General features: G+C 60.9%; 6 protein-coding genes. 2 read left to right on the forward strand and 4 right to left on the reverse strand.

The window, feature by feature from the left end; genetic code table 11:
- Window positions 1–5: 5 nt before the first annotated feature.
- Window positions 6–860, reverse strand: coding sequence for a LysR family transcriptional regulator (locus tag JOE33_RS05175; protein WP_187625674.1), 855 nt, complete (start codon window positions 858–860; stop codon window positions 6–8).
- Window positions 861–934: 74 nt separating this feature from the next.
- On the opposite strand from JOE33_RS05175, the gene JOE33_RS05180 reads away from it, so the two are divergent.
- Window positions 935–1867 carry a DMT family transporter gene (locus JOE33_RS05180; RefSeq protein WP_032611988.1) on the forward strand — a complete coding sequence of 311 codons (933 nt, stop codon included), beginning with the start codon at window positions 935–937 and terminating at the stop codon, window positions 1865–1867.
- Window positions 1868–1900: 33 nt separating this feature from the next.
- Here the strand turns inward: JOE33_RS05180 and JOE33_RS05185 are convergent, their stop codons facing one another.
- Together JOE33_RS05185 and JOE33_RS05190 are read right to left on the reverse strand one after the other, a co-directional pair.
- On the reverse strand, window positions 1901–3829 hold the full coding sequence (locus JOE33_RS05185; protein WP_187625675.1) for a methyl-accepting chemotaxis protein: 1929 nt from the start codon (window positions 3827–3829) through the stop codon (window positions 1901–1903).
- 268 nt (window positions 3830–4097) lie between these two features.
- Window positions 4098–5225 carry a saccharopine dehydrogenase NADP-binding domain-containing protein gene (locus tag JOE33_RS05190; protein ID WP_187625676.1) on the reverse strand — a complete coding sequence of 376 codons (1128 nt, stop codon included), beginning with the start codon at window positions 5223–5225 and terminating at the stop codon, window positions 4098–4100.
- Window positions 5226–5379: 154 nt separating this feature from the next.
- On the opposite strand from JOE33_RS05190, the gene JOE33_RS05195 reads away from it, so the two are divergent.
- Complete coding sequence (locus tag JOE33_RS05195) at window positions 5380–5895, forward strand: GNAT family N-acetyltransferase (RefSeq protein WP_054993257.1); 516 nt, start codon at window positions 5380–5382, stop codon at window positions 5893–5895.
- A gap of 42 nt (window positions 5896–5937) precedes the next feature.
- Here the strand turns inward: JOE33_RS05195 and JOE33_RS05200 are convergent, their stop codons facing one another.
- Window positions 5938–6807: a TauD/TfdA family dioxygenase gene (locus tag JOE33_RS05200; RefSeq protein ID WP_054993256.1), complete on the reverse strand. Its 870-nt coding sequence runs from the start codon at window positions 6805–6807 to the stop codon at window positions 5938–5940.
- Window positions 6808–6825: the final 18 nt, after the last annotated feature.

The following is a 6825-nucleotide window of genomic DNA, read 5'->3' on the forward strand; positions in this document are numbered from 1 at the left end:
CGCTATCAAACCCGAAAATACTTCTGCAGCGCCTGCGCCAGCAGGCTCACCGCCTCGTCGTTCTGTGATGACGGCGAGCGCAGGAAGACGATTTCGTGCTCGGGTATTTCAGGCAGATCATCGAGAATCTGCATGGCTTCCGTGACCCCGCTCCGATCGATGAGGCTGATCGCAAGGCCCGCTTCCACACAGGCTTTGATCGCCTGATTGGACGGGCTTTCGAGAACTACACGGATTTTGCGGCCGTTGTCTTTGAGGGAAGCCATCATGGCTTCACGATAAGGACATTGCGCTGCGTGAATGGCCAGCGGCACCGGGTCCGCGGATGCCAGTGCGGCGCTTGCCGGCCCGACCCAGACCGGCTTGGTCGATACCAGAAACTGCGTGTCAGCATTCCGCTGCCCTTTGGGTTGCGCGATTACTGCTGTCTGCAACTTGCCACGCGCAACCTGCTCGCGCAGGGCGTAGCTGGGTGCGGATTTCAATTCCAGCACGACATTGGGCCATGCGGCCGCGAACACCGGCAGGATGTCGCGAATGACATGCACGGCGTATTCATCCGGCACACCCAGCGTGATGCGTCCGGCCAGATGAGTGCCTTGCAGATCCGCCAGCACCCGGTCATGCGTGGACAGCAACTCGGTCGTCGACAACAGCAGGCGCTTGCCCAGCGCCGTCAGCGACACCGCCTGGTTGTCCCGGTTGAGCAAGCGCCCGCCCGCCACGGCCTCAAGGCGCTGGATATGCACACTCACCGCGGCCGGGCTTTTATGAAGTTGCTCGGCGGCGGCCGAAAACTTTCCTATCCGCGCCACCGCATGGAAGGTGCGCACCAGTTCGATGTCGAGAATGGCCGTCATGATTCAGAATTCCTGAACAACTTATGCATTTAATTTTGATTTATTAGACTACGCCGGTTTCGTAACCTGTGTCCATGAACCCATACCTGTCGATTGCTCCGAGCGTCTCGCGGCCTGCCTGGCACCAGGCCATTCCCCTTCCCCTGCTTGAAGCTGCGCTGATTCTGACCTGGAGTTCGGGTTTCGTCGGCGCACGCTTTTCGCTGGAACATGCGCCGCCGCTGCTGGTGGTGTTCTGGCGCTGTGTGGTGGTCACGCTGATCCTGCTGCCTTTTGTCGCCAGGCAACTGAGGTCGATCCCGGCTGCCACGTTGCTGAAAAACGCAGGGATCGGTCTGCTGGCCATGACCGGCTACGTCGCCGGTGTCACGCAAGGCATCGCGCTGGGCGTGCCTGCCGGACTTGCCGCACTCTTTGCCGACTTGTTGCCGATGGGCATGGCACTCCTGGCGGCACTGGTGCTCGGACAACGGCTGGCCTGGCAAATCTGGGCAGGACTGTTTGTCGGGCTGATCGGTGTAGTGCTGGTGACCTACAGCGCACTGGCGGTGGGTGACGCACCGTTGTGGGCCTACGGCCTGCCGCTGCTGGGTATGTTGTCGCTGGCCATCGCGACGCTGTGGCAGAAACAGTCCGGCACCGCGCAACCCATGGCACTGCTCCCCAACCTGTGGCTGCAATGCGCTGTCTCCAGTATCGCCTTCGCGATCATTCAGGGCACGCAGGGCAGTCTGGCGCCTGTAGCCAGTAGCGGCTTTGCGCTGAGCGTGCTATGGACGGTGGGGCTGGCAACCCTGGGCGGGTACGGACTGTATTGGGTGTGTCTGCGCCGCGCGTCAGCCACCCGCGTCGCCAGCGTGCTGTACCTCAGCCCACCGGTGACAATGCTCTGGGCCTGGGCTATGTTCGACGAACCGCTGTCCTGGCAGATGGCGTCAGGCATGGCGGTGTCAGGTGTCGGCGTGTGGATGGTGGTGCGGGCGGAACAACGGAAGTCGGCCTCCTGATGGGCTCAAGAGGCCGACTTGGCTTTGCGCAGGTTAAATCTTGAAACGCGCGACCATGCTCTGCAAATCGCTGCCCAGACGGGCCAGCTCGACAGTCGATGCTGCGCTTTGCTCGGTGGCCGAAGCCGACTGATCGGCGATGTCGCGCACGCTGAGTACGCTGCGGTTGATTTCTTCGGTCACAGCGCTCTGTTGCTCGGCCGCGGCGGAAATCTGCTGACTCATCTGTTCGATGGTGCCGATGGACTGGTTGATTTCCACCAGCGCCTGTTCGGCCTGACGAGCCAGCACCACGGTGCCCTCAGTGCGTTGCAGGCTGGCGTCCATCAGGCCCGAGGCGGCGCCTGTACCTTTTTGCAACGCCTGGATCAGCGCTTCGATTTCGGTTGTCGAGTTCTGCGTACGCTGAGCCAGCGAGCGGACCTCGTCAGCCACCACGGCAAAACCGCGACCCTGCTCGCCTGCCCGTGCGGCCTCGATGGCTGCGTTGAGCGCCAGCAGGTTGGTCTGCTCGGCGACCGCCTTGATCACATCAATCACGCTGCCGATCTTGCCGCTGTCTTCGGTCAGGCGCTGCATGGCTTGGCCCAGTTGCTGTACTTCACCGGCCAATTGACCGATTTCGCGCGTGGCATGCTGCACCACACTGCTGCCGTGCGCAGCGCGCTCGCTGGCCTGTTTGGCGGCTTGCGAAGCGTCTTCGGTGTTGCGCGCCACTTCCTGTACGGTAGAGGCCATCTCGTTCATGGCGGTGGCGACCTGGTCGACTTCGTTTTTCTGCAGGGTGACGCCCGCACTGGTCTGCTCGCTGACGGCAGACAACTGCTCGGCCGCAGTGGCGATCTGCGTGACACCGTTGCCGATGCCACCGATCAGGCCGCGCAGCGAAACAGTCATGTGCTGCATGGTGTTCTGCAGCAGGCCCAGTTCGTCCTGGCGAGTGGTGCTGGTGTCGTGGGTCAGATCGCCGTCGGCAATCCGGCGCGCTGCAATCACGGTGCTGTTCAACGGCACGGTAATCTGACGCGTGATCAGGAACGCAGCAAAGATGCCGACCAACAGCACGACCAGCGCCACGCTGAGCAATTGCACCACAGCGGTTTCCTGTTCCTTCTTGGCACTGATGACCTGCTGTGCCGCCAAGTCATCGGCGCGGGCTGCGGTCGCTATGGATTGCTGTTGCAGGTCGCTACGGACCTGTTCGGTCTGCTGCAGCATGTCCGAAATCGACGTCATCAGCACCTTGTACTGTTTCAACGCGACCAGCGCGGCATCCACTGCGGCATTTGCCTCGACAGGCAACTGGCTGCGAGCGGCATCCACTTGCGCGATCAGGGCGTCGGCAGACTTATAGGTGGCCTGACGGTTGTCGGCATTCGGAACACTCAGGTAGCGACGAAACACCAGACGGAAATTGGTCATGCCGTTACGCAAGTCACCAGCGATCTTGACCTGCCTGATGCCGGTTTCATTCGGGGCGCGCAAGGTGTCGTCAATGGTCTTGTTCAGCAGATTCTCGAAGGTCGCGCTGACGTCATCGGAAACCTTGATGATCGGTTTCAACGCCTCATCGACTTTCTGATTAATACCGACCAATTGATCGAAGGTCTGCTTCAGCCCGCCCACCTGCTCCTTGATGTCGCGCAGCTTGGCCAGGTTGCTCGATACCACGAACACTTGAAGGCCCTTATCGACACTGCGGCTCAAGGTATCCAGAGCGCCAGCGTAGTTCTGTACACCTGCAGCAGTAGGACCGGTCGCATAGGCTTGCGCAGCGATCCGGGCACTCAGGACGTCAGCCTTGATCTCGGCGACCTTGCTGCTTTTGCCCATGCGCTCGATCAGCAGGTTAGTACTGGAGTAGCCGATGACGGTAACGGTCAGCACACCGAGCAAAATAGCGGCAAAGCCCAGCCCGAGCTTCTTGCTGACGTTCAAATTGTCCAACCATTTTGCGCTCATTACGTGTATGCCTTCGATTTTTCGGAATACCCGTGAGTCGGCGCTGAAAGGGTTAACTTGATAGTTAACCTGTCTGGAATACCGGCCAGGTTGATTAGAGAAGACCTTGCGCCCCATGAATTACGGGCTTCGGCATCAATGATTAAGATTTATTTAAGTTGCCTGAGCAGAATTTCCCGATGATTGGTGCCGAGGCAAACAGCACGCCTGCGTCAAGAAATAGACACGAAATCCGCCCGCTCGGAGTCATCGGACAACTGCAGCAGCGTCAGACGTTGTGGCTCGTGAAATGAACATCGAGCCGGACATTTTCCGGCTCGTCGATCGCCGCCAGGTACTCGCCCACAGTGACTTCTCCGACGCAGGCCCGAGCGCCCGGTTGTGGACGATAGCCACCGGCCATTTTGCTGCTCAGCGCGACGGCGGCACTGCCGGGAATCTCCGGCCCCTTGTCGTTCAGTGCTGTCAATTGCGCGTGCATGCGCAACGGCTGGCCGTCGAGGTCGAGGCCATCGACATCGATGTACATCGCACTCTTTCGATCACCCCACCCTTCAAAGCGCGCGCCCCAACGGTACAGGCGCTCGGCCCACGGCGCAGGATCGCGCACCAGCCCGCAGCGAATCGTCAGCGCCAGCAGCCAGGTCGCGATGCCGCCAGCCTTGAGTGCGGAACCGGCCTTGAAGCTCAGATTCTGCGCGGCGTAGCGTGCAGCAAATACATCCAGGTCCGGGACGTCGACATTGGCCACCAGCCGTGTGCCCATGCCGTGCATCCGGCGCAGGGTCAGGTCCATCCAGCCGTGGACGTCGTGGACCTTGCCGTTGCGCAGCTGCCTGATCGGCCGCCCGGCATTGGCCAGCACGCCGCGCACGGTCGACAGGCCGGGCATTTTCGCTGCCGACGAGATGCCGTGCTCTATGGAATCGATGCGCAGAAAACGCTGGCGATGCTGATCAATGATCGCCGCCGAAAGCGTCGGCACCGAGCTGCACCCGCTCAGCACGCTGACACCTGCCTCACGCGCTTGGGCATCGAGGGTGACGATACCGGCGACGAACGCCCGGCAATCCGCCAGGTCGCAATAATTCACGCCCGCCTCGATGCAATGCCGGGCCACGGCATACGACTGTCCCTGAAAAGGCCCCGCGGTGTGGATAAGCAGATCGATGCCCAATTCACCAAGCTCGCTGCCCGCGCCTTCCTGCAGGATGTCCACGCACCAGCTCTCGCAGAACCTGCCCCCCAGCGTCTGCAGTGCTGCGACCTTTTCCGCCAGCTTGCGCGGGTCACGACCGGAAATGACCAGTTCGATGTCCGGCATCATCACCAGATGATTACAGATAAGGCTGCCGAAGTTGCCGTAGCCACCGATGACCAATACGCGAAATGCCATTGACTCGTCCCTGACCTGCCGAAGGATGTGATCCTGCCTGGTTGCATCACGATGACCGTGAGCAACGGCGATGAAATGTGCGTGCATTATTGATCATTGACCGCAGGCCGAGTACAAAACCCGGTGCCTTTTTTGATTGTCCCGGGAGCAACGGATGCTGGAACTACACACCGAACGACTTTATCTGCGGACTCTGCTCGCCAGTGACTGGCCACTGTTTTTCAGGCTGCACTCAGAGCCCGAGACCATGCAGTACGTATTCGGAGCAATCGAAGAGGTGCAGATCCGCAAAGGCTTCGATCATCGACTGCCCGAGTGGACGCCGGCGTCCGATCACTGGCTGTGCCTGGTGGTCATGGACGCCCAGAGCCATGCAGAACTGGGGGTCAGCGGCTTTCGCATCCTGTCGCCGGGCCATGCCGAAGTGGGCTATCTGTTACTGCCGGAACATCAAGGCAAGGGCTTCGGCACCGAGTCGTGTCGCGCAATCATCGACTACGCCGCCGCCATCGGCCTGGACTCACTGGAATCGACCGTGACCGACGGCAACATCGCCTCCTGCAAGGTTATGGAGAAATGCGGCTTCACCTTCGAGCGTCGCGTCCCGCAGGCCTATCAGATCGGCGATCAGTGGTTCGACGACCTGATATACCACCTGCCACTGCGCTGATTAAGCAGTTGACCGGCGTTGGCCGGTCAATCGCAAGCGCCTTCAGGCCTGGGGCCGCCCACCGAGAATCGTCACCCGCTCGCCATAGCGCGAGTGCGGGAAGTAATCCCACACCGCGTGGTGCTGGGTGCAACGGTTATCCCAGAACACCAGCGTGTTCGGCTCCCAGCGCACGCGGCAACTGAGAGAAGGTTCGCGGGCGATCAGATCGAACAGCATGGTCAGCACCGCGTGGCTCTCGCCGGGCGAGAGTTGCACGATATGCGAGGTGAACCCGGAATTGACAAACAGGCTGCGACGTCCGGTTTCGGGGTGGCGAACCACCAGCGGATGCTCGCTTTTCGGCAGGCCGGCAGGTGGCTGATAGCCCTTCCACGGAATCTCGCCATCGTGAATGGCTGTCAACCCGCCGAGAAACTGCTGCATCGCCGGCGAGAGCATTTCAATGGCCAGGTGCATGTTGGCAAACAGTGTATCGCCGCCGGTACCGATGGCGGGTGTCTCCTTGACGTACAGCATCGAGCCCATCGACGGCTCCAGGTCAGCGGTGCCGTCGGTGTGCCATAGCTCGCCCGCAGCGAAACGCGACTGGGCGTTGGCGCGCACCACGACCAGTTCCGGGTCATCGCCATCGATGCTGTCCACCGGCAGTGCGCGCAACGGACCAAACAATCGGCCAAATGCCTTGTGCTGTTCGACCGTCAGGTGCTGATCGCGAAACACCAGCACGTGATTTTCCAGAAAGGCCCGGCGGATTTCCGTCAGTTGCTCCGCGCTGAGTGGCTGCGACAGATCGACACCGCCGACCTCGGCACCGATGATCGGTGTCAGGCGGTTGACCGTGATGTTCTGATACGGCGCACGCACTGCGCCTGCGATGCCTTCTATGGCCTTGAGTGCCATTTGATCCATGATCCCTCACCTTCAGGT

It is taken from the genome of Pseudomonas sp. PvP027 (genome assembly GCF_017833005.1).
Lineage (GTDB): Bacteria > Pseudomonadota > Gammaproteobacteria > Pseudomonadales > Pseudomonadaceae > Aquipseudomonas > Aquipseudomonas congelans.

Excerpts from the sequence above, each read along its gene's own strand:
- JOE33_RS05175 (WP_187625674.1), bottom strand. The coding sequence starts at position 860 with ATGACGGCCATTCTCGACATCGAACTGGTGCGCACCTTCCATGCGGTG.
- JOE33_RS05180 (WP_032611988.1), top strand. The coding sequence starts at position 935 with ATGAACCCATACCTGTCGATTGCTCCGAGCGTCTCGCGGCCTGCCTGG.
- JOE33_RS05185 (WP_187625675.1), bottom strand. The coding sequence starts at position 3,829 with ATGAGCGCAAAATGGTTGGACAATTTGAACGTCAGCAAGAAGCTCGGG.
- JOE33_RS05190 (WP_187625676.1), bottom strand. The coding sequence starts at position 5,225 with ATGGCATTTCGCGTATTGGTCATCGGTGGCTACGGCAACTTCGGCAGC.
- JOE33_RS05195 (WP_054993257.1), top strand. The coding sequence starts at position 5,380 with ATGCTGGAACTACACACCGAACGACTTTATCTGCGGACTCTGCTCGCC.
- JOE33_RS05200 (WP_054993256.1), bottom strand. The coding sequence starts at position 6,807 with ATGGATCAAATGGCACTCAAGGCCATAGAAGGCATCGCAGGCGCAGTG.